This is a genomic window from Streptomyces sp. NPDC043854, from assembly GCF_056436005.1.
Genome location: NZ_JBWKDK010000007.1, coordinates 187,271 through 207,862 on the forward strand (window position 1 = coordinate 187,271; position 20,592 = coordinate 207,862).

The window sequence follows — 20,592 nt, forward strand, 5'->3', positions numbered from 1 at the left end:
CCCGGTGTTACCTTCCGTGTCGTTCGGTGTGCGCATATCGATCAGTCGGGGGGCGGGGCATGATGAGCGCAACGGCGGAGCTCGGCCATGCGGAGGGGACGGACGCGTTCCTGCGGCACATGATCTGGCGCTACCCGGGCCAGCGGCAGCCCGTGGTGGCCCTGCTCGGGCCGCGCCGGTCCGGCAAGTCCAGCGTGCTGCGCTCCCTGTCCCAGGGGTGCGGATCGACGGTGGTCCACGCCCACCTCGACTTCAACGAGACCCCGCTGGACCCGGTGTCCGCGGCCGCCCTCGTCGCGTTCCAGATGATGCGCGGATGGGACACGTTGCGCCGCAGCCCGGTGTTCCACCGCTTCGCCCTCGGACTGCTCGCGCTCAACGAGGACCTGGAACCCGACCGCGCCCGCGCCACGGACCAGATCCGCGACCTGATCCGGCACTACACGCGCAACACCCGCCGCGGCCGGTTCGCCTCCCGCCTGGAAGGCGCCGTGGACGCCACCATGGACGTGGTGGTCACCGGCGCGCTCAGCCCGCTCGTCCAAGGCCCCCGCGAGGTGGCCGGCGCGGTACGGGACGGAGCCCGGCCCGTGATCGGTTCGCTGCTCCAGAGCACCGCCCGCTGGGGCCTGCGCGACGCACTGCGCTGGCACGTCGGCATCCCCGAGGCGGAGGCCGCCGGCTCCGTGGACGCCCTGATCAGGCTCAGCTCCGCCTCCCGGTCGGCGGCCGTCGCACCCCTGCTCGCGGCCTTCCTCGCCGACGCCAAGGACCAGGCGGAGCGGCACCCGGCCCTGCGCTCCGCCTGCTCCTGCGAGATCCCCGCGTCCGAGCCCGCCCGCGGCCGGCACGACCACGCCTGGGTACTGTTCGTCGACGGAGCCCAGACCCCGGCCGGCCGCCACTTCCTCACCGCCCTCGTCGCCGCCCGGATCCGCAACGAGCAGCACGCGCCGGCACCGTTCGGCGCCGCGGACCCCCTCGTCGTCCTCGCCGCCTGCGACCAGTGGCAGCCGGAGTGGACCACCCGCTGGTGCGAGCCCTGGCGCACCACCCCGCTGCCGGAGAGCCCGCAGCGCCGCATCCCCCTGTTATCCCGCGCCACCCGCGCCGGGTGGACCCGGCAGGACGAGCCGGGCGGCGGACCCGACCCCCTCTCCGCGGCCCACTACTGGTACCCGGTCTGGCTCGACCCGATGTCCGAGGAGCGCGTCGCGGACGTCGCCGACGGCGGGGGCTCCCTGGCCGCGCCCGTCCCCGCGTCCGTCGCCCACGCCCTCACCGGCGGCCACTGGGGAGCCGCCCTCACCCTTCAGGACCAGCGCGCCTCCGCACCGCCCGACGCCGACACCGCCGAACGGGACAGACCCCTGCCCGCCGCCGTCGACGCGAGCGGAAGACCCCTGTGGTCGCGGGCCCTGGAGAGCAGCCTCCCCGAGGGGCTCGCCGCGCCCGGCCGGCAGTGGACCGGCACGCCGCCCGTCGTGCTCGCCGCGGCCTACCTCGCGGACATGCGGACCGCCGACGACCCCCGCGTGCCGCCCGAGATAGCGGACCTGCCGCGCAGCCTGGAGCTGCTGCGCCGCAACCTGTGGGTCAGCACCTTCTTCCACCGCCCCTCCCTCATCCGGGAGGTCGGCTGGGGCGAGGCCGACCGGCCCCCCGTCCTGCACCCCTGGCTGGGCCGCTGCGCGCTCACCGCCCTGGCCGCCGCGCCCGCCCCCGCGCCCGCCCCCGCGCAGGCCCCCGCCGCCGCGCCGGCCGGACCGGGCCGGGACGCCACGGCCGACCCGTGGCGCGAGGTGTTCACCCGGCAGGCCCAGGCCCTGGCCTCCCTGACCTCCGCCCACAACGGCTCGGCCGTCGCCCGCGACGAACAACAGCTCTTCTACGCCCTGGCCCTGGGCGACTTCCCCCCGGTCGCCGAAGCGCTCGCCCAGCGGTTCGACCGCGACCACCGCGCCTGGGTGCGGCTCCTCGACTACCTCGCGTCGGCGCCCTGCCGCCTCGTCCACCAGCAGTCCGCGCAGGAGGCGTACGCACTCCTCCTCGCCGGGATCGAACAGACCGGCCGGGACGTCGTCTCGGTGGCCACCGCAAAGCTCCTGGCCCTGCTGTGGCTGTACAACGACCCGCTCACCGAGCGCAGCCGGCGATGGGACGCCCAGATCGAAGAGGGCTTCGAGCGCCTGGCGCACAACTCCCGTCTGCTCGACGTCAGCGCCCTCCAGCAGGCCGGCGCCCGCTTCGCCTGACCCTTCCGAGCACGCCCGGCGTGGCCGTGCGCACCGCCAGACGAGTAGGAGTCCTTCATGCCCGCAGGTGTACGCATTCCCCGGTTCCTCCGGTGGCGCCGCCATCCGGTGGTGTCGGTGGTCGTCGTCCTTCTCGTCCTGGCCGGAGCCGTCGTGGGCGGCAGGGAGGCGTACCGCATCCTCTTCCCGCCGGAGCTGTCGTGCGGGAAGGGGATGACCGCCGCCGGAGAGCCCCTGGCCTGCGTCGGGTTGAACCTCGAGGGCAAGCCGTTCACGAAGGACGATCCGGACCGCATGCGCGCGCTCCAGAAGCAGATACGCGCCGCCAACGACGCGGTGACGGGGGAGTCCACCAGCGTCGTGCTCATGCTCAACCTGTCGCCCGTCCACGACGTGGACACGCTGACCCACGAGTCGCTGTACCACAACATCGAGGGCGCCCTCACCGCCGTGTGGCGGGCGAACAACACGGCCGCGTACGGCAGCAGGCCCGGCGTCAAGCTCCATCTGGCCAATATGGGCAGCCGGTACGGGTCCTGGCAGCGGGCGGTGGACAGCGTCAAGCAGTACGCCGGGTCCGAGCGCATCTCGGCGGTCGTCGGCCTCGGCCAGTCCACCGAGCAGACCCGGCAGGCCGCCGCGGCCATCTCGAGCCGGCTGCACATCCCCGTCATCGGCTCCACGGTCACCGGCAACTCGATGAACCTGGACCCCGCGGACCCGGCGGGCAAGAAGCTGATCCCCGACATGTTCCGCGTCTCGCCGACCAACACGGACACGGTCATCGCGGCCAACCAGTACGTGTCGGGGCTGAAGCCGGCGGTCACCTCGATGGCCGTGGTCGCCGACGGCGTCGACGGCGACGACTACACGGCCACACTGGCGGCCGAGGCCAAGGTCCGCTTCCAGGCCCCGGACCGCACGGTGACCGTGCTGCCGTACACCTCGCCCCGCGACATCCCCAGCGGCGCGGGCCGCTACGACTACCTGGTGCAGCAGTTCAGCCTGATGCACGCCAACCTGTGCCAGGCCGCCCCGTCCGCCGTGTACTTCGCCGGCCGCGGCCGCGACCTGGGGGCCTTCGTCCAGACCTGGGTGCAGGGAGCGCCCTGCGGCATCGGGCAGTTGCACATCCTGGTCGGCGACGACGCCTCGGAGGCCATCCGCGACGACGTCGTCCTCAAGGGCATCGCCTCGGGCCGGGTCACCGTGGCGTTCACGGCGCTGGCCAGCCCGGAGGAGTGGGGGACCGAGTGCCCCGGGACGGATGCCAAGCGCAACTACGACCAGTTCTGGTCGGCGTTCACCGGACATCCCGACCCGTGCACGAAGCAGCCCCTGGCCACCACGCAGGGCGCGCAGCCGCCGCTGTCCTTCGACCCCGCGAGCCTCGCCAGCGGGCAGGCGATGCTCACGCACGACGCCGTGGTCGCCGGGATCAGCGCGGCCCGGCACGAGGGGGCGGGCGTGAAGAACCCGGGCCTGCTGACCGGCATCCTGCACCAGTTCTACTGCGCGCAGATGCTGCCCGGAGCCAGCGGGTGGCTGTCGTTCGGTGCCGACGGGAACCCCGTCGGCAAGCCGATCCCCATCGTCCGGATCAACGCGGACGGGACGACGAGGACGGCCGCCCTGACCTGGCCGAGCTCCGCGCCCAACCTGAGCCTGCCGCAGCGCGGCGGTACGGGGGCCCCGGGCTGCTGACTCCCCCTGATCCCGGCCGGCCCCCGCCGACGCACGCGCGCCGACGGGGGCCGGTCCCCTGCCGGCGCCGGCGCCCGGCTCAGCGGCAGAGCCGGGCCACCTGCTCCAGTTCGCCCGCGAGGACCGCCGGGTCGCGCGGCCCGGCGTGCGGGGCGGCGAGGGGGCGTACGCGGAAGCGGTTGCCCGGGGTCAGCTCGTCCGCCTCCCGGATCATCAGGTCCTGGAGCGCCGGCGGGATCGCCCGGTCCTCGGTGAACTTCAGGAACGTGCGCGGGATCCGCCCCCAGCGCTCCGGCAGGCCGCGCGCGTCGGAGACCGAGATCGCGGCCGCCTCGTCCGGTTCCAGGGTGTTCATCAGCGCCCGGACCTCGGCGTCGGTGTAGTCGGCGCCCAGCGCCTCCTTGCAGGCGGCGAAGAACTTCGGGTCGTTGGAGCGCCAGTTGACCCGGTTGACGCCCAGTTCCGGCGGGGTGGGCACGCCGGTCATCCGGAACAGCATGCTGGTGGCCGCCTCCGGGGTGGTCATCAGCTCCAGCACCGACTTCCGCTGCGCGGGGCAGAACGCCGAGGCGTAGACCAGGTGGTCGATCAGCTCGGGAATCCGGTTGGCCACCGCGTTGACGGTCGCCCCGCCCAGGCTCTGGCCCACCAGGACCACCGGGCCGTTGCGCCGGGCCCGCCGTACCACCGCCTCCACGTGGTCGGCGTTGTCCTTCAGCGTCACCTTGCCCAGCGGCGAGGGCTCCGTGCGCAGCCGCTCCAGGTCCTGCGGCGACTGGTAGGAGAGCGGGAAGTAGGCGCCGGAGCCGTGCCCGGGCAGGTCGACCGCCACCGCGCGGTGTCCGCGCAGCCCCAGCTCGGCCACCACCGTGGCCAGGCCGTAGGAGTTGCTGCCGGAGCCGTGGACCAGGACGAAGGTGGCCGGGCGGGCGGGCCGGGAGGCGGCCTCGGCGGCAGTCGCCCCCGCGGCCACCGCTGCGACGGCGCCGGCTCCGGCCACGGCGGCCCTCAGGACGGTGCGGCGGGACCGTCCGCCGCTGCCGCCCGCCGACGCCACACCGGTTATGTCACTGGTTTCACTCGCTTCGCTCATGTCACTCATATGGCCGACAGTACGCCCGGGTAACGCCACAGCACGGGCGATATCCGGCCAACCAGCGTGAATCCAGGGGTGATGCGCGCCAACCGCCACCTCGGTCGAGAACCTCCCCCAGGTGGAGGTGCGGGCCTTCCCGTATGAGTGACACCGCCCGTACGTCTCACCGGGCGGCGGGCGCCCGTCGCCGACGATCGCAGGCGGCCGGAACCGCTCCGGCTGCCTGCGATCACCGGGCCGGACGCTTGGGAGAACACGTGCACATCCTGCTCGCCGCCAGTGCGTTCAACAGTCTCACCCAGCGGGTCCACGCCGAGCTGCGGGACCGCGGACACAGCGTGGCGGTCGAGCTCGTCGTGCCGGGAACCCGCCTCGCCGACGCCGTCGACCGGCACCGGCCCGACCTGGTCCTCGCCCCGATGCTCAAGACGGCCATCCCCCGCGAGGTGTGGTCCCGGCACGTCTGCCTCGTCGTCCACCCCGGCCCCGTCGGCGACCGCGGCCCCTCCTCGCTCGACCGGGCCATCGGCGAGGGCGCGGACACCTGGGGCGTCACCGTCCTCCAGGCCGACGCGGAGATGGACGCCGGCCCCGTCTGGGCCACCGAGGACTGCGTGCTCCCGCCCGTCGGCAAGAGCGACGCCTACCGCGGCGAGGTCTCCGACGCGGCCCTCAACGCCGTCCTCCGGGCCGTCGACCGCTTCGCCTCCCGCACCCACGTCCCCGAACCCCAGCGATCCGGCCGCGCCCTGCCGTACCTGCGCCAGGAGGAACGCCGGATCGACTGGGCACACGACTCCACCGACCGCGTCGTGCGCACCCTGCGCGCCGCCGACTCGCAGCCCGGCGTCCTCGACGACCTGCTGGGCGGCCAGTGGTACCTGCACGGCGGCCACCCGGAGGACGGGCTGCGCGGCCGCCCCGGCGAACTGCTCGCCACCCGGGCCGGCGCCATCTGCCGGGCCACGGCCGACGGGGCCGTGTGGATCCCCGAACTGCGGGCCAGGCGCGTCCCCGGCGAGCCGGCCCCCGTCAAACTCCCCGCCACCCTGGCCCTCGCCGGCCGGCTGCCCGACCTGCCCGAGATCCCCGCACCGCGGGACCCCGGCACCGCGGCCGGCCCCCGTACCTGGTCCGACATCCGCTACCGGGAGGACGGCGAGGCCGGCTTCCTGTCGTTCTCCTTCCCCGGCGGCGCGATGAGCACCGGGCACTGCCGCCGCCTCCTCGCCGCCTACCGCGAGGCCTGCTCCCGCCCCACCTCCGTCCTCGTCCTCGGCGGCGGCCGCGACTTCTTCTCCAACGGCATCCACCTGGGCGTCATCGAGGCCGCCGCCGACCCGGCCGAGGAGTCCTGGGCCAACATCAACGCCATGGACGACCTGGTCGAGGCCGTGCTGACCACCACCGACCGGCTCGTCGTGGCCGCCCTCGGCGGCAACGCCGCCGCCGGCGGGGCCATGCTCGCCCTCGCCGCCGACGAGGTCTGGCTCCGGTCCGGGACCGTCCTGAACCCGCACTACCGGCTGATGGGCCTGCCCGGCTCGGAGTACTGGACCTACACCCTGCCCCGCCGGACCGGCACCGGCGTCGCGCAACGCCTCATGAGCGAGGCCCTGCCGGTCGGCTCCGAGGCCGCCCGCCGCCTCGGACTGGCGGACCGGACCCTCGACTGCTCCCCGCAGGCCTTCGCGGACGAGACCGCGCGCCTCGCGGCCCGGCTGGCCGACTGGCCCGGCACCCGGTCCCGTATCGCCGGCAAGAAGGCCCGCCGCGAGGTCGACGAGACGCTGCGGCCGCTCGCCGTCTACCGCGAGGCCGAGCTGGCCCGGATGCGGGAGGCCTTCTTCGACCCGCAGGCCCCCTACCACGCCCTGCGCAGGGCCTTCGTCCGCAAGGAGAGCCCGGACGGGACCCCGCCGCACCTGGCGCGGCCCGCCCGGGGACGGCGTACCGCCGCTGCCCCCGGGCAGCGGCCCGCAGTCACTGCACCGGCCCAGTACGACAGGGCAGCCGGTCCGGCCGGCTGCTAGCAAGAAGGGTGGGGGCGGCTGCAGACCTTCCCCCGCAGCCGTTCCCGTCCCCGCAGGACCCCCTCCCGCACCCCGCCCAAGGAGCGATCCGCATGGCTGCTGGAACGCAGAGCACGGTAGAGGACCCCACGATCCACATCCTCTGGATCAACGCCGGACTGAGCTGCGACGGCGACTCGGTGTCCCTGACGGCCGCGATGCAGCCCAGCATCGAGGAAATCGTCACGGGCGCCCTCCCCGGCCTGCCCAGGATCGCCGTCCACTGGCCGCTCATCGACTTCGAGTGCGGACCGGTCGGCGGCGCCGACACCTTCATCGAATGGTTCTTCAAGGGGGAGCGCGGCGAGATCGACCCCTTCGTCCTCGTCGTCGAAGGCTCCGTCCCCAACGAGAAGATCAAGCCCGAGGGCTACTGGTGCGGGTTCGGCGACGACCCGGAGACCGGCCAGCCCATCACCACCAGCGAGTGGATCGACCGGCTGGCGCCGAAGGCCCTCGCCGTGGTGGCGATCGGCACCTGCGCCACGTACGGCGGCATCCACGCGATGGAGGGCAACCCCACCGGCGCCATGGGCGTCCCCGACTACCTGGGCTGGGACTGGACCTCGAAGGCCGGCATCCCGATCGTGTGCGTGCCCGGCTGCCCGATCCAGCCCGACAACTTCTCGGAGACCCTCACCTACCTGCTCTACCAGGCGGCCGGCTCCGCCCCGATGATCCCGCTGGACGACAAGCTGCGCCCGACCTGGCTGTTCGAGCACACCGTCCACGAGGGCTGCGACCGGGCCGGCTACTACGAGCAGGGCCAGTTCGCCGATGCGTACGACTCGCCCCAATGCCTCGTCAAGGTCGGCTGCTGGGGCCCGGTCGTCAAGTGCAACGTCCCCAAGCGCGGCTGGATGAACGGCATCGGCGGCTGCCCGAACGTCGGCGGCATCTGCATCGCCTGCACCATGCCCGGCTTCCCGGACAAGTTCATGCCCTTCATGGACCAGCCGCCGGGCGCCATGGTCTCCGTCAGGGCCAGCGGCGCGTACGGCGCCCTGATCCGCAAGCTGCGTGCGGTCACGCTGCACACGGTGGACGAGGAGCCGAAGTGGCGCCACACGGGCCGCAAGATCACCACCGGGTACCGCCCGCCCTGGTGACCCGGCCCGGTCCGCCCGCCTCCCACACCCTCACGCTCCCGCTCCCAGAAGGGCCACGGCAGACACGATGACACCGAAGACGAAGGCGGCCGGCGACGGCAGCGGCCTGGTGGAGATGGCCTGGGATCCGATCACCCGGATCGTCGGCAGCCTCGGCATCCACACGAAGATCGACTTCAAGCAGAAGCGGGTGGCCGAGTGCTACAGCACCTCGTCCGTCTTCCGCGGCTACAGCGTCTTCATGCGCGGCAAGGACCCCCGCGACGCGCACTTCATCACCAGCCGCATCTGCGGGATCTGCGGCGACAACCACGCCACCTGCTCCGTCTACACCCAGAACATGGCCTACGGGGTCAAGCCGCCCCACCTCGCCGAGTGGATCATCAACCTCGGCGAATCGGCCGAGTACATGTTCGACCACAACATCTTCCAGGAGAACCTCGTCGGGGTCGACTACTGCGAGAAGATGGTCCGCGAGACCAACCCGGGCGTCCTCGACCTCGCCGAGCGCACCGAGGCCCCGCACGCGGCCGAGCACGGCTACCGCACCATCGCCGACATCATGCGCTCGCTCAACCCCATCGAGGGCGCGTTCTACCGCGAGGCCCTCCAGGTCAGCCGCTACACCCGCGAGATGTTCTGCCTGATGGAGGGCCGCCACGTGCACCCCTCCACGCTCTACCCGGGCGGTGTCGGCACCATCGCCTCCGTCCAGCTCTTCACCGACTACATGACCCGCCTCATGCGGTACGTCGAGTTCATGAAGCGCGTCGTGCCGCTGCACGACGACCTCTTCGACTTCTTCTACGAGGCCATGCCCGGCTACGAGGAAGTCGGCCGCCGGCGCGTCCTGCTGGGCTGCTGGGGCGCCCTCAACGATCCCGAGTACTGCGACTTCACCTACGCCAACATGACCGACTGGGGACGGAAGATGTTCGTTACCCCGGGCGTGATCGTGGACGGCAAGCTGGTCACCAGCGACCTCACGCAGATCAACCTCGGCATCCGCATCCTGCTGGGCAGTTCGTACTACGACGACTGGGCCGGCCAGGAGCAGTTCGTCCGCCACGACCCGCTCGGCAACCCGGTCGACCCCCGCCACCCCTGGAACCAGCACACCATCCCCGCCCCGCAGAAGCGCGACTTCAACGACAAGTACAGCTGGGTGATGTCGCCCCGCTGGTATGACGGCAAGGAGCACCTCGCCCTCGACACCGGCGGCGGCCCCCTCGCCCGCCTGTGGTCCACCGCCCTTTCCGGGCTCGTCGACGTCGGCTACGCCAAGGCCACCGGCCACAGCGTGGTCATCAACCTCCCGCGCACCATGACCAAGCCGGAGACCACCTTCGAGTGGAAGATCCCGCAGTGGAGCAACGCGCTGGAGCGCAACCGCGCCCGCACCTACTTCCAGGCGTACGCGGCCGCCATCGCCCTGCACTGCGCCGAGCAGGGGCTCGCCGAGGTCCGCGCCGGACGCACCCAGACCTGGGAGAAGTTCGAGGTGCCGGACGAGTCCATCGGCTGCGGCTTCACCGAGGCGGTGCGCGGCGTCCTCTCGCACCACATGGTCATCCGCGACGGGAAGATCGCCAACTACCACCCGTACCCGCCGACCCCGTGGAACGCCAGCGTCCGCGACCCCCACGGCACCCCCGGCCCGTACGAGGACGCCGTCCAGAACACCCCGATCTTCGAGGAGAACACCCCGGAGAACTTCAAGGGCATCGACATCATGCGCACCGTGCGCAGCTTCGACCCCTGCCTGCCCTGCGGCGTCCACATGTACGTGGGCGGCGGGAAGACCGTGAAGTCGATGCACGTGCCCACCGGCCTGAGCGGGCTGGGCGGATGAGCGCGGCCGTCATCGGCGCCCGGGAGGCCGGCCGCCGGGTCGAGGAGGTCCTCGACCGGCTGGCCGCCTCCGGCGACCGGCAGGCCTGCGCGGCGGCCGAGGAACTCGTCCGCGCGCTCATGGACTTCTACGGCGCCGGGCTCGCCCGGATCGTGGAGCGCCTCGGCGCTGGACCGGTCGCCCGCATGCTCGGCGACGAGCTGGTGGCCGGCCTGCTCGCCCTGCACGACCTGCACCCCGACGACGTCGACACCCGGATCGCCCGCGCCCTGCAGTCCGTACCCGAACCCGTCGAGCTGATCGGCTTCGACGAGGCCACCGGCACCCTCAGGCTGCGGTCCGCCGCCGCCCCGGCCACCGGCTGCGGCTGCGCGGGCACCACGGAGGCGGCCCGGCGGAGCGTCGAGGACGCCGTGGCCTGCCTCGCCCCCGAGGTGACCGCCGTCGAACTGGTCCCCGCGGCCCCGGCGCCGGCCCTGCTGCAGATCGGCACCCGGCCGCCGACCCCGGTGCGCGTGCCGTGAGCCCGGCCCGCCCCCAGGCCGCGACCGCGCCCGGGTCCGCGCCCGGGTCCGCGCTCGGGTCCGCGCTCGGGTCCGCGCCCGGGTCCGCGCTCGGGTCCGCGCTCGGGTCCACCCGCACCGCCGTGCCCGGCCTGCGGCGCTTCACCGGGCCCCGCCCGCCGCGCCCCGAGGCCTGCGAACTGTGCGGGGTGCCGGTGGCCGAGCAGGGCCACCGGCACCTGGTGGAGACCGAGAAGCGGGCCCTGGTCTGCGCCTGCACGCCCTGCGCCCTGCTCTTCGACCGCCCCGGAGCCGGCGCCGGGCGGTACCGCACCGTCCCCGACCGCTACCTCACCGACCCCGCGCACCGGCTCGACGACAGCGCCTGGGAGCGGCTGCGCATCCCGGTCGGCATCGCGTTCTTCTTCCGCAACGCCGCACTCGACCGGCTCGTCGCGCTCTACCCGAGCCCCGCCGGGGCCACCGAGAGCGAACTCGACCCGCAGACCTGGCAGTCCGTCCTCGGCGCCGGCCGGCTCGCCGGGATGCTGGAGTCCGACGTGGAGGCGCTGCTGCTGCACCGCACCCCGGACCGCACCGACTGCCACCTCGTCCCCATCGACATCTGCTACGAACTGGTGGGCCGGATGCGGCTGCTGTGGCAGGGCTTCGACGGCGGCGCGGAGGCCCGCGCCGCCCTCACCGCCTTCTTCGCCGAGGTCGAGCGGCGCGCCACGGCGCTGCCCGCACCCCGGCCCGCCGGGCAGGAGCGGCTGCCGTGACCGACCTCGCCTTCACCTGCACCGGCGTGCGCGCCGACCCGTACGCGGCCGGCCCCACCCTCGTCTTCCGGCTGCGCATCACCGCCTCCGACGGCACCCGCGTCCACGCCCTCGCCCTGCGCTGCCAGCTGCGGATCGAACCGGCCCGGCGCGACTACGGACCCGCCGAGGCCGCCGCCCTCCACGCCCTGTTCGGCGACCGCTCCCGCTGGGGCAGCACCCTGCGCCCCGTCCAGCTCGCCCAGGTCGCGGTCATGGTCCCCGGCTTCACGGGGGAGATCGAGACCGACGTCGCCGTGCCGTGCAGCTACGACCAGGACATCTCCGCCGGCCGTTACCTCGCCGCCCTCGAGGACGGCGAGGCACCCCTGCTGATGCTGTTCTCCGGTACGGCCTTCACCGGAGCCGGCGGCTTCCACGTCGAGCCCATTCCCTGGAACCGCGAGGCCTCCTGCCGGCTGCCCGTCGCCGTGTGGCGGGAGATGATGGAGCAGCACTTCCCCGGCTGCGGCTGGCTGCGGCTGCCCCGCGACACCATGGCGGACCTGCTCGCCTACCGCTCCCGCCACGCCCTCGCCTCCTGGGAGGAGACCGTACGGGCCCTGCTCGACGCGGCCCGCGCCGCCGAGCCGCCGCCCCGCGAACCCGCCCCGGCCGGCGCCGTCCTGCCGCGCGCCACCGGAAGGACCGCGCCATGACCACGACCACGGCCGCCGTGCCCGCGTCCCGCTTCGCCCTCGCCCGCCAGGTCGCCGACGCCGTCCTGTTCGAGGGCTACGTGCTCTACCCGTACCGGGCCTCCGCCGCGAAGAACCGGATGCGCTGGCAGTTCGGCGTCCTGGTCCCGCCCGCCTGGGGCCCCCGGCACGGCGAACACTCCGGCCAGCGCACCGAACTGGTGACGGAACCCCGCGGCGACGCCTCCGTCGCCGTCGAACTGCGCTTCCTGCACGCCCAGCGCCGTACGGTCGAAGCGGCCCGCGCCGACGGGACCTTCGCCGCCGTGCCCGAACTGCACCTGCCCGACCGGGTCCTGGTCCCCTGGGACGAGGGCCGCGAGGAGCGGGTCGAGATGAGCGTCCGCGTCGCCGACCTGGAGGCCGGCGAGGTGTCGCTGCCGTTCACCCGGCCCGCCCGCGAGGAGACCGAACCCGTCCTCGGCGCCGACCGACGGCAGGTGGGCCGCCTGGTCCGGCGCACCGAGCGCATCGACGGCGTCCTGCGCCTGCACGCCCGGCCATCGGACGTCCCGTACCGGGCGCTGAAACTCACCGCGGTCGTCGAGAACACCGCCGACTGGACCCCGCCCGACCGGGGAGCCCACCGCGACGCCGCCTTGGCGCGCTCGCTCGTCGCCGCGCACCTCCTGCTGGGCATCAGCGCCGGATCCTTCCTGTCGATGACCGACCCGCCCGAATGGGCCCGGGCCGCCGTCGCCGACTGCGACAACCGGCACACCTGGCCGGTGCTCGCCGGCGAGGACGGCCGCGCCGACGTGGTCCTGTCCTCCCCGATCATCCTGGAGGACCACCCGCGCATCGCCCCCGAGAGCGCCGGGGCCATGTACGACGCCACCGAGATCGACGAGATCCTCGCCCTGCGCACGGCCGCCCTGACCGAGCAGGAGAAACGCGAGGCGCGCGGCACGGACACCCGCGCGGCCGCCGTGATCGACCTGGCCGACACCATGCCCCCCGAGGTGCTGGACCGGCTGCACGGCGCCGTCCGGGCCCTGCGCGAGATCACCGAACCGGGCGCCGCGGGCCCGCAGGCCGGCCCCGTCCCCGAACCTCCCGACGGGGACGCCGTGTTCCGGCCCGACACCCCCTGGTGGGACCCGGCCCACGCGGACCCCGCCGACCCGGCCCGCGACCGCATCACCGTCGACGGGACGGCCGTCGGCGCGGGCAGCCGCGTGCTGCTCCGGCCGGGGCTGCGGCGCACCGACGCCCAGGACCTGTTCCTCCAGGGCCGCACCGCCCTCGTCGAGGCCGTGCTCCGCGACGTCGACGGCGGGGTCCACCTCGCGGTCACCGTCGACGGCGACCCGGGTGCCGACATCCGCCGCGAACAGGGCCGCTTCCTGTACTTCCAGCCCGACGAGGTCATCCCCCTGGAGGACGCGTGAGCCGCCGGACCCTGGTCGCCGGCATCGGCAACGTCTTCCTCGGCGACGACGGCTTCGGCGTCGAGGCCGTACGGCGGCTGTCCGCGCCCGGAGCCCGCCTGCCCGACGGGGTGGAGACCGCCGACATCGGCGTCCGCGGAGTCCACCTCGCCTACCAGCTGCTCGACGGCTACGACACGCTCGTCCTGGTCGACGCCACCGCCCGCGGCGGAGCCCCCGGCACGCTGTACCTGATCGAGGCCACCGGAGCCGAGCCGGTCACCCCGCGGGCCCCCGTGCTCGACGGCCACCAGATGTCCCCCGACGCCGTGCTCGCCCTGCTCGGCACCCTGTGCGCCGGCACCGGGGCCGCCCCGCCCCGGCGCATCTGGGTCGTCGGCTGCGAACCCGGCTGCCTGGACGAGGGGATCGGCCTGAGCCCCCCGGTGGCCGCCGCCGTCGACGCGGCCGTGCGGATGGTGCTGGACCTCGTACACCGCCAGGACGAGGAGACGCCGCAGAACGAACCGGGTGTCGCCGCCAACTGAGGAGAAGCCCATGAGCTCGAACAAAGCCATCGTCGGCGGCTGGGCCGCCGCCGTCCTCGCCCTGCTGGTGCTGAAGGCGGTCCTGCCCGACCTCCAGCGCTACCTGCGCATCCGCCGCATGTGACCGCGGGACGACCGCGGAACGGCCGCGGGACCGCATCAAGGCCCGGTCCCGCGGCCCGTTCGCGTCCGAATGGCGTACGGCCCGCCCGGCGCGTCGGCGCGCCCGGCCGCCCCGCACCCCGCCCGCCGGTCTAATGAGGCCCGGCAGGACGGAGCCCCATGCACGAGATGTCGATCGCCATGGCCGTGGTGGGCCAGGTGGAGGAAGCGGCCGAGGCCGCCGGCGCGAGCGCCGTCACCTCGGTCCGGCTCCAGGTCGGGGAGCTGGCCGGAGTGGTGCCCGACGCCCTCGCCTTCTGCTTCGAACTCGCCTGCGCCGGAACCCTCCTCGAGGGCTCCGCGCTCGAGACCGAGCCGGTGCCCGCCCGCGCCCGCTGCCGCTCCTGCACCGCCGACTGGGCGACCGGCATGCCGCCCCGGCTGGTCTGCCCCCGCTGCGACCGGGCGACGGACACCGAACTCCTGGCCGGGCGCGAGCTGCAGATCCTGAGCGTGCGCTGGGAGGACGGCACCGCCGCGGACCCCGAGCGCCCGTGCGGCCCCGCCACTGTCGCCGCCCGTCCCACCGCCGCCGGTGGCACCGCCGGTGGCGCCGCCCCCACCCCGCCCCGTGTACCGATCGCCGAGGAGCGCTGAACCATGTGCCGTGTGGTCGACCTGAAGCAGGCGGTCCTCGCCAGGAACGACTCCGCCGCGCAGGCCCTGCGCACCGGACTCGCCGTCCGCGGCACCACCGTCGTCAACCTGCTGTCCAGCCCCGGCAGCGGGAAGACGGCCCTCCTGGAACGCGAACTCGGCCTCGCCCGCGAGCGCGGCGTACCGGTCGCCGCCCTCACCGCCGACCTGGCCACCGAGAACGACGCCACCCGGCTGGGGCGCTCACGCGTACCCGTCAAGCAGGTCCTCACCGACGGGCTGTGCCACCTGGAGGCCGGGATGCTCGCCCGGCACCTGGACGGCTGGCTGCCCGAGGACACCCGGCTGCTGTTCGTGGAGAACGTCGGCAACCTCGTCTGCCCCGCCTCCTACGACCTCGGGGAGTCCCTGCGCATCGTGCTGGCCTCGGTCACCGAGGGGGAGGACAAGCCGCTGAAGTACCCGACGGCCTTCGGGCTGGCCCAGCTCGTCGTCATCACCAAGACGGACATCGCGCGCGCCGTGGAGTTCGACGAGGCCGCCTTCCGCGCCAACGTCCAGCAGGTCAACCCCGGGGTCGAGGTCCTGCTGACCTCGGCCCGCACCGGGGAGGGCGCCGGCGCGCTGCTGGACCGGGCGCTCGCCGCCGGCGACGGCGCGCCCGTGCACGTCCCGGTCATGGCCGGGCAGCAGCCCGCACACCAGCACCACCACCAACACCACGACGGCTCCGCGGACCATGCGCACCACGCGGACCACGCGGACCACGCGGACCACGCGGACCACGCGCACCGCGGGCCGCAGGACCGCCGGCCGTCCGTCGCGGCCCCGGCTCCGACCCGCTGATGGAGGCCGTGCAGCGCCGCCGGATCGTCGTGCGCGGGGTGGTGCAGGGCGTCGGATTCCGGCCGTACGTGTACACCCGGGCGACCGGACTCGGCCTCACCGGGCACGTCACCAACACACCCGAGGGTGTCGTCGCCGAGGTCGAGGGCGCCCCCGCCGCCGTCTCGGCCTTCTGCGAGCGCCTCGCCGCCGACGCCCCGCCCCTCGCCGTCGTCGACACCGTCGACCACCACGAGGTCCCGGTCGCCGGCGGCTCCGGATTCACCATCAGCGCCTCCCGAGCCGACGGCCCCGTACGCACCCTCGTCTCCCCGGACACCGCCACCTGCGCCGACTGCCTCGCGGAGCTCGCGGACCCCGACGACCGGCGCCACCGGCACCCGTTCATCACCTGCACCCACTGCGGGCCCCGCTTCACCATCGTCACCGGGCTGCCGTACGACCGGGACCACACCACCATGGCCCGCTTCCCCCTGTGCCCCGACTGCGCCCGCGAGTACGCCGATCCCGCCGACCGGCGCTTCCACGCCCAGCCCGTGGCCTGCCCCGCCTGCGGACCCCGGCTGCGCCTCCTGGCCGGGACGCCCCCGTGCGAGACGGCCGGGACTGACCCGATCGCCGAAGCCCGCCGCCTCCTGGCCGCCGGGGCGATCCTCGCGGTCAAGGGGCTCGGCGGCTACCACCTCGCCTGCGACGCCGCGAACCCCGCCGCCGTGGCCGAGCTGCGCCGCCGCAAGGCCCGCGGGGACAAGCCGTTCGCCCTGATGGCCCGCGACCCCTCCGACATCGAGCACCTCGTACGCCTCGGCCCGGCCGAACGCGGCCTGCTGACCGGACCCGTACGCCCCGTCGTCCTGCTGCGCCGCCGCCCCGGAGCGGGCCGGGGCGGCGGCGCGGTCGCCGACGCCGTCGCCCCGCGCTGCCCCGACCTCGGCGTGATGCTCCCGTACACGCCCGTCCACCACCTGCTGCTCGGGCTGCCCGGCGACCCGCCCGGCCCCCGCCTGCTCGTCATGACCAGCGGCAACCTGTCCGGCGAGCCCATCGTCACCGACGACGCCGAGGCCCTGGAGCGCCTCGACGGCATCGCCGACGCCTGGCTCACCCACGACCGCCCCATCCACGTCCCCTGCGACGACTCCGTGGTGCGCGTCTGCGACGGCGAGCTCCTCACCCTGCGGCGGGCCCGCGGGTACGCGCCCCTGCCGCTGGAGCTGCCGCTGCCCGTACCGGCCGTGCTCGCCGCCGGGGGAGACCTGAAGAACGCCTTCTGCCTCGGCGCGGGACGCAAGGCCTGGCTGTCCGCGCACATCGGCGACATGGACGACCTGGCCACCCGGCAGGCCTTCGAACGCGCCGAGCGGCAACTGGAGTCCATCACCGGGGTGCGGCCCGCCCGGCTCGCCGCCGACCGCCACCCGGGCTACCGCTCCGGCGCCTGGGCCCGGCGAGCCGCCGGCTCCCGCCCTCTGACCGCGGTCCAGCACCACCACGCGCACATCGCCTCCGCCATGGCCGAACACGGCCTCGACGGCACCGGCCGCGTCATCGGCGTCGCCTTCGACGGCACCGGATACGGGGACGACGGCACCGTGTGGGGCGGCGAGATCCTGCTCGCCGACTACGCCGGCCACCACCGCTTCGCCCACCTCGCCCCGGTCCCGCTGCCGGGCGGCGACGCGGCCGTCCTGCGGCCCTACCGGATGGCCCTGTCCCACCTGCGGGCCGCGGGGCTGCCCCGGTCGCCGGACCTGCCCTGCACCGCCGCCTGCCCGCCCGAGGAACTCCGCGTCCTGGAACGCCAGCTGGAACGCGGCCTGCACTGCACCCCCACATCGAGCATGGGCCGGCTCTTCGACGCCGTCTCCTCCCTGGCCGGCGTCTGCCACCACGCGGGGTACGAGGCCCAGGCCGCGATCGAGCTGGAGTCCGCCGCCCTGGCCGCGGTCCCCGCCGACCCCGGCCCCGGCTACGCCTTCGCCCTGCGCCACGCGCAGCCGCCGGACCCCGGTCCCGCCCCGGGGACCGACCCCGTCGTCGCCGACCCGGCCCCCGTCCTGGCCGCCGTCGTCGCCGACCTGCGCGCCGGCACCCCGGTCCCCGTGATCGCGGCACGCTTCCACACCGCGGTCGCTGCCCTCGTCGCCGGCCTCGCCGCCCTCGCGCGCAAGCGCCACGGCCTCGACACCGTCGCCCTCACCGGCGGCGTCTTCGCCAACACCGTGCTCTCGTCGGCCTGCACCCACCTGCTGCACGAGCGCGGCTTCACCGTCCTGCGCCACCACCGCATCCCGCCGAACGACGGCGGACTGGCCCTCGGCCAGCTCATGGTGGCGGCCTGCGCCCCGCACCACCCACACCAAGGAGAGGGACATGTGCCTGGCGGTACCCGGCAGAGTGCTTGACATCGGGGAGAAGGACGGCACCCGGATGGCGACCGTCGACTTCGGCGGAGTGGTCAAGGAGGTGTGCCTGGAGTACCTGCCCGACCTGAAGATCGGCGAGTACGCCATCGTCCACGTCGGGTTCGCCCTGCAGCGCCTCGACGAGGAATCGGCCCGGCAGACCCTCGACCTCTTCGCCGAACTCGGCATGCTCCAGGAGGAGTTCGGTGACCCCTGGGAACGGGCGGCGGCGGAAGCGGGCGCCGGACAGGACCGGCCCTTCGACCCGGCACCGGCCGGCGACACAGCGCGGGAGGCGCGGCAGCCGTGAAGTACATCGACGAATTCCAGGACCCCGCGCTGGCCCGCCGGCTGCTCGACGACATCCGCGCCACCGTGACCCGCCCCTGGGCGCTGATGGAGGTCTGCGGCGGCCAGACGCACACCATCATCCGGCACGGGATCGACCAGCTCCTGCCCGAGCAGGTCGAGTTGATCCACGGGCCGGGCTGCCCCGTGTGCGTGACCCCGCTGGAGGTCATCGACAAGGCCCTGGAGATCGCCTCCCGCCCCGAGGTGGTCTTCTGCTCGTTCGGCGACATGCTGCGCGTCCCCGGCACCGGCCGCGACCTCTTCCAGGTGCGCGGCGAGGGCGGCGACGTACGCGTCGTCTACTCCCCGCTCGACGCGCTGCGGATCGCCCGGCAGAACCCGGACCGCCAGGTGGTGTTCTTCGGCATCGGCTTCGAGACCACCGCCCCGCCGAACGCCATGACGGTGTACCAGGCGAAGAAGCTCGGCATCCCCAACTTCAGCCTGCTGGTCTCCCACGTCCGCGTGCCCCCGGCCATCGAGGCCGTCATGGGCTCGCCCGGATGCCGGGTGCAGGCCTTCCTCGCCGCCGGCCACGTGTGCAGCGTGATGGGCACGGCGGAGTACCCGGAGCTCGCCGCCCGCCACCGGGTTCCGATCGTCGTCACCGGCTTCGAGCCCCTCGACATCCTCGAAGGCGTACGCCGGGCCGTGCGCCAGCTCGAACGCGGCGAGCACACCGTCGACAACGCGTACACGCGGGCCGTCCGCCCCGAGGGCAACCCGGCCGCCCTCGCCATGCTCGAGGACGTCTTCGAGGTCACCGACCGGTCCTGGCGCGGCATCGGCGTCATCCCGGGCAGCGGCTGGCGGCTGTCCGAACGCTACCGGGAGTACGACGCCGAGCACCGCTTCTCCGTCGCGGGCATCACCACCGAGGAACCCGCCGAGTGCCGCAGCGGCGAGGTCCTCCAGGGGCTGCTCAAGCCGCACCAGTGCGAGGCGTTCGGCACCACCTGCACCCCGCGCACCCCGCTCGGCGCCACGATGGTCTCCAGCGAGGGCGCCTGCGCCGCCTACTACCTCTACCGGCGCCTCGACATCACCCCGGCCCGCCGGACCGCACCGCTGGAGGCGACCCCCGTTGTCTGACACCGTCCTCGACGTCACCGGCTGGACCTGCCCGGCCCCCCTGCGCGACCACCCCCGGGTGGTCATGGGCCACGGCGGGGGCGGCGCGCTCTCCGCCGAGCTGGTCCGGCACGTCTTCGCACCCGCCTACGGCGGCAGGCTGCTGGCCGGACTCGGCGACAGCGCCGCCCTGACGCTGGGCGGCGCCCGACTGGCCTTCTCCACCGACTCGTACGTGGTGCGGCCGCTGTTCTTCCCCGGCGGCAGCATCGGCGACCTCGCCGTCAACGGCACGGTCAACGACCTCGCCATGAGCGGTGCCCGCGCCGCCTACCTGTCCTGCGCCTTCATCCTGGAGGAGGGCGTCGAGCTGTCCGTCGTGGCACGGGTGGCCGAGGCCCTCGGCACGGCCGCGCGCGCCGCGGGCGTGGAGGTGGCGACCGGCGACACCAAGGTCGTGGAGGCCGGCCACGGCGACGGCATCTACGTCAACACGGCGGGCATCGGGCTGATCCCGGACGGGGTGGACCTGCGCCCGCAGCGCGTCGTCCCGGGCGACGTGGTCATCGTCAGCGGGGAGATCGGCCTCCACGGGGTGGCCATCATGAGCGTCCGCGAGAGCCTCGGCTTCGACGTGGAGACCGTCAGCGACTGCGCGCCGCTGGGCGGGCTCGTGCAGGCGATGCTCGCGGTCACCCCCGACCTGCACGTGCTGCGCGACCCCACGCGCGGGGGCCTTGCCGCGGCCCTGAACGAGATCGCCGCCGCCTCGGGCACCGGGGTCGTGCTGAACGAGGGCCGGGTGCCGGTCCCGGACGCCGTGGCCAACGCCTGCGCCATCCTCGGCCTCGACCCGCTGTACGTCGCGAACGAGGGCAAGCTGGTCGCCTTCGTGCCGCGCGAGCACGCCGACGCGGTCCTCGACGCGATGCGCGCCCACCCGCTGGGCCGGCACGCGGCGGTGGTCGGCGAGGCCGTCGAGGCGCACCCCGGCATGGTCGTCGCCCGGACCGGCCTCGGCGGCACCCGCGTGGTGGACCTGCCGATCGGGGAGCAGCTGCCCCGGATCTGCTGACGCGCGGCCGCCCCGCCCCGCCCCGTTCCGTCCGGGCCCGTCAGCCGGCGTGCGGCG

Annotated in this window: 17 protein-coding genes and 1 pseudogene; 17 read left to right on the forward strand and 1 reads right to left on the reverse strand. The window is 74.4% G+C overall.

All coding sequences use genetic code 11. The annotated features are described in order from the left end of the window. Positions 1–59: 59 nt before the first annotated feature. Both AC068A_RS09835 and AC068A_RS09840 read left to right on the forward strand, forming a co-directional pair. Complete coding sequence (locus tag AC068A_RS09835; protein ID WP_478583178.1) at positions 60–2,255, forward strand: hypothetical protein; 2,196 nt, start codon at positions 60–62, stop codon at positions 2,253–2,255. 57 nt (positions 2,256–2,312) lie between these two features. Then, the gene (locus AC068A_RS09840) at positions 2,313–3,959 is read left to right on the forward strand and encodes an ABC transporter substrate-binding protein (RefSeq protein WP_478583181.1); all 1,647 of its coding nucleotides are present in this window, start codon (positions 2,313–2,315) and stop codon (positions 3,957–3,959) included. A gap of 79 nt (positions 3,960–4,038) precedes the next feature. Here the strand turns inward: AC068A_RS09840 and AC068A_RS09845 are convergent, their stop codons facing one another. Further along, positions 4,039–5,061 (reverse strand): alpha/beta fold hydrolase, encoded by a 1,023-nt coding sequence (locus tag AC068A_RS09845; protein WP_478583183.1) that lies wholly within the window; start codon positions 5,059–5,061, stop codon positions 4,039–4,041. A gap of 251 nt (positions 5,062–5,312) precedes the next feature. Between AC068A_RS09845 and AC068A_RS09850 the strand changes: the two genes are divergently transcribed. The 15 genes and pseudogenes from AC068A_RS09850 to hypE all read left to right on the forward strand — a co-directional run bounded on the left by AC068A_RS09850 (position 5,313) and on the right by hypE (position 20,535). Next, a complete protein-coding gene (locus tag AC068A_RS09850; protein ID WP_478583186.1) occupies positions 5,313–7,088 on the forward strand; it encodes a hydrogenase maturation protein in 1,776 nt (591 codons plus the stop codon). A 92-nt stretch (positions 7,089–7,180) separates the two neighbouring features. Continuing rightward, positions 7,181–8,236, forward strand: a complete 1,056-nt coding sequence (locus tag AC068A_RS09855; RefSeq protein WP_478583189.1) for an NADH-quinone oxidoreductase subunit B family protein — start codon at positions 7,181–7,183, stop codon at positions 8,234–8,236. A 67-nt stretch (positions 8,237–8,303) separates the two neighbouring features. Then, a complete protein-coding gene (locus AC068A_RS09860; RefSeq protein ID WP_478583191.1) occupies positions 8,304–10,088 on the forward strand; it encodes a nickel-dependent hydrogenase large subunit in 1,785 nt (594 codons plus the stop codon). Next, positions 10,085–10,612 carry a hypothetical protein gene (locus AC068A_RS09865; protein ID WP_478583194.1) on the forward strand — a complete coding sequence of 176 codons (528 nt, stop codon included), beginning with the start codon at positions 10,085–10,087 and terminating at the stop codon, positions 10,610–10,612. Before AC068A_RS09860 ends, AC068A_RS09865 begins: the two co-directional genes overlap by 4 nt. A 131-nt stretch (positions 10,613–10,743) precedes the next feature. After that, positions 10,744–11,373, forward strand: a complete 630-nt coding sequence (locus AC068A_RS09870) for a DUF5947 family protein (protein WP_478583286.1) — start codon at positions 10,744–10,746, stop codon at positions 11,371–11,373. After that, positions 11,370–12,071, forward strand: a complete 702-nt coding sequence (locus tag AC068A_RS09875) for a DUF6084 family protein (protein WP_478583196.1) — start codon at positions 11,370–11,372, stop codon at positions 12,069–12,071. Before AC068A_RS09870 ends, AC068A_RS09875 begins: the two co-directional genes overlap by 4 nt. Continuing rightward, positions 12,068–13,501, forward strand: a complete 1,434-nt coding sequence (locus tag AC068A_RS09880) for a hypothetical protein (RefSeq protein WP_478583198.1) — start codon at positions 12,068–12,070, stop codon at positions 13,499–13,501. Before AC068A_RS09875 ends, AC068A_RS09880 begins: the two co-directional genes overlap by 4 nt. Then, positions 13,498–14,028: a hydrogenase maturation protease gene (locus tag AC068A_RS09885; RefSeq protein WP_478583201.1), complete on the forward strand. Its 531-nt coding sequence runs from the start codon at positions 13,498–13,500 to the stop codon at positions 14,026–14,028. Before AC068A_RS09880 ends, AC068A_RS09885 begins: the two co-directional genes overlap by 4 nt. Positions 14,029–14,038: 10 nt before the next feature. After that, positions 14,039–14,152, forward strand: coding sequence for a DUF6893 family small protein (locus AC068A_RS09890; protein WP_478583204.1), 114 nt, complete (start codon positions 14,039–14,041; stop codon positions 14,150–14,152). A gap of 158 nt (positions 14,153–14,310) precedes the next feature. Next, positions 14,311–14,682, forward strand: a pseudogene (gene hypA / locus AC068A_RS09895) (hydrogenase maturation nickel metallochaperone HypA); the annotation flags it as partial. Between the two features lie 108 nt (positions 14,683–14,790). Then, entirely contained in the window at positions 14,791–15,633 is an 843-nt protein-coding gene (gene hypB, locus AC068A_RS09900; protein WP_478583207.1) for a hydrogenase nickel incorporation protein HypB, read from the forward strand. After that, positions 15,633–18,038, forward strand: coding sequence for a carbamoyltransferase HypF (hypF, locus tag AC068A_RS09905; RefSeq protein ID WP_478583210.1), 2,406 nt, complete (start codon positions 15,633–15,635; stop codon positions 18,036–18,038). Before hypB ends, hypF begins: the two co-directional genes overlap by 1 nt. After that, positions 18,007–18,348, forward strand: coding sequence for a HypC/HybG/HupF family hydrogenase formation chaperone (locus AC068A_RS09910; protein ID WP_478583213.1), 342 nt, complete (start codon positions 18,007–18,009; stop codon positions 18,346–18,348). Before hypF ends, AC068A_RS09910 begins: the two co-directional genes overlap by 32 nt. Then, positions 18,345–19,481 carry a hydrogenase formation protein HypD gene (gene hypD, locus AC068A_RS09915; protein ID WP_478583216.1) on the forward strand — a complete coding sequence of 379 codons (1,137 nt, stop codon included), beginning with the start codon at positions 18,345–18,347 and terminating at the stop codon, positions 19,479–19,481. The genes AC068A_RS09910 and hypD overlap by 4 nt, the downstream gene beginning before the upstream one ends. Beyond that, the gene (gene hypE / locus AC068A_RS09920) at positions 19,474–20,535 is read left to right on the forward strand and encodes a hydrogenase expression/formation protein HypE (protein ID WP_478583219.1); all 1,062 of its coding nucleotides are present in this window, start codon (positions 19,474–19,476) and stop codon (positions 20,533–20,535) included. Before hypD ends, hypE begins: the two co-directional genes overlap by 8 nt. The last annotated feature ends 57 nt before the right edge of the window (positions 20,536–20,592 follow it).

What these genes read in the sequence shown, in the direction of transcription:
- AC068A_RS09880 (WP_478583198.1), top strand. Translation starts at nt 12,068, where the DNA reads ATGACCACGACCACGGCCGCCGTGCCCGCGTCCCGCTTCGCCCTCGCC.
- hypF (WP_478583210.1), top strand. Translation starts at nt 15,633, where the DNA reads ATGGAGGCCGTGCAGCGCCGCCGGATCGTCGTGCGCGGGGTGGTGCAG.
- AC068A_RS09890 (WP_478583204.1), top strand. Translation starts at nt 14,039, where the DNA reads ATGAGCTCGAACAAAGCCATCGTCGGCGGCTGGGCCGCCGCCGTCCTC.
- AC068A_RS09845 (WP_478583183.1), bottom strand. Translation starts at nt 5,061, where the DNA reads ATGAGTGACATGAGCGAAGCGAGTGAAACCAGTGACATAACCGGTGTG.
- AC068A_RS09860 (WP_478583191.1), top strand. Translation starts at nt 8,304, where the DNA reads ATGACACCGAAGACGAAGGCGGCCGGCGACGGCAGCGGCCTGGTGGAG.
- AC068A_RS09835 (WP_478583178.1), top strand. Translation starts at nt 60, where the DNA reads ATGATGAGCGCAACGGCGGAGCTCGGCCATGCGGAGGGGACGGACGCG.
- AC068A_RS09865 (WP_478583194.1), top strand. Translation starts at nt 10,085, where the DNA reads ATGAGCGCGGCCGTCATCGGCGCCCGGGAGGCCGGCCGCCGGGTCGAG.
- AC068A_RS09840 (WP_478583181.1), top strand. Translation starts at nt 2,313, where the DNA reads ATGCCCGCAGGTGTACGCATTCCCCGGTTCCTCCGGTGGCGCCGCCAT.
- AC068A_RS09855 (WP_478583189.1), top strand. Translation starts at nt 7,181, where the DNA reads ATGGCTGCTGGAACGCAGAGCACGGTAGAGGACCCCACGATCCACATC.
- AC068A_RS09910 (WP_478583213.1), top strand. Translation starts at nt 18,007, where the DNA reads ATGTGCCTGGCGGTACCCGGCAGAGTGCTTGACATCGGGGAGAAGGAC.
- hypB (WP_478583207.1), top strand. Translation starts at nt 14,791, where the DNA reads ATGTGCCGTGTGGTCGACCTGAAGCAGGCGGTCCTCGCCAGGAACGAC.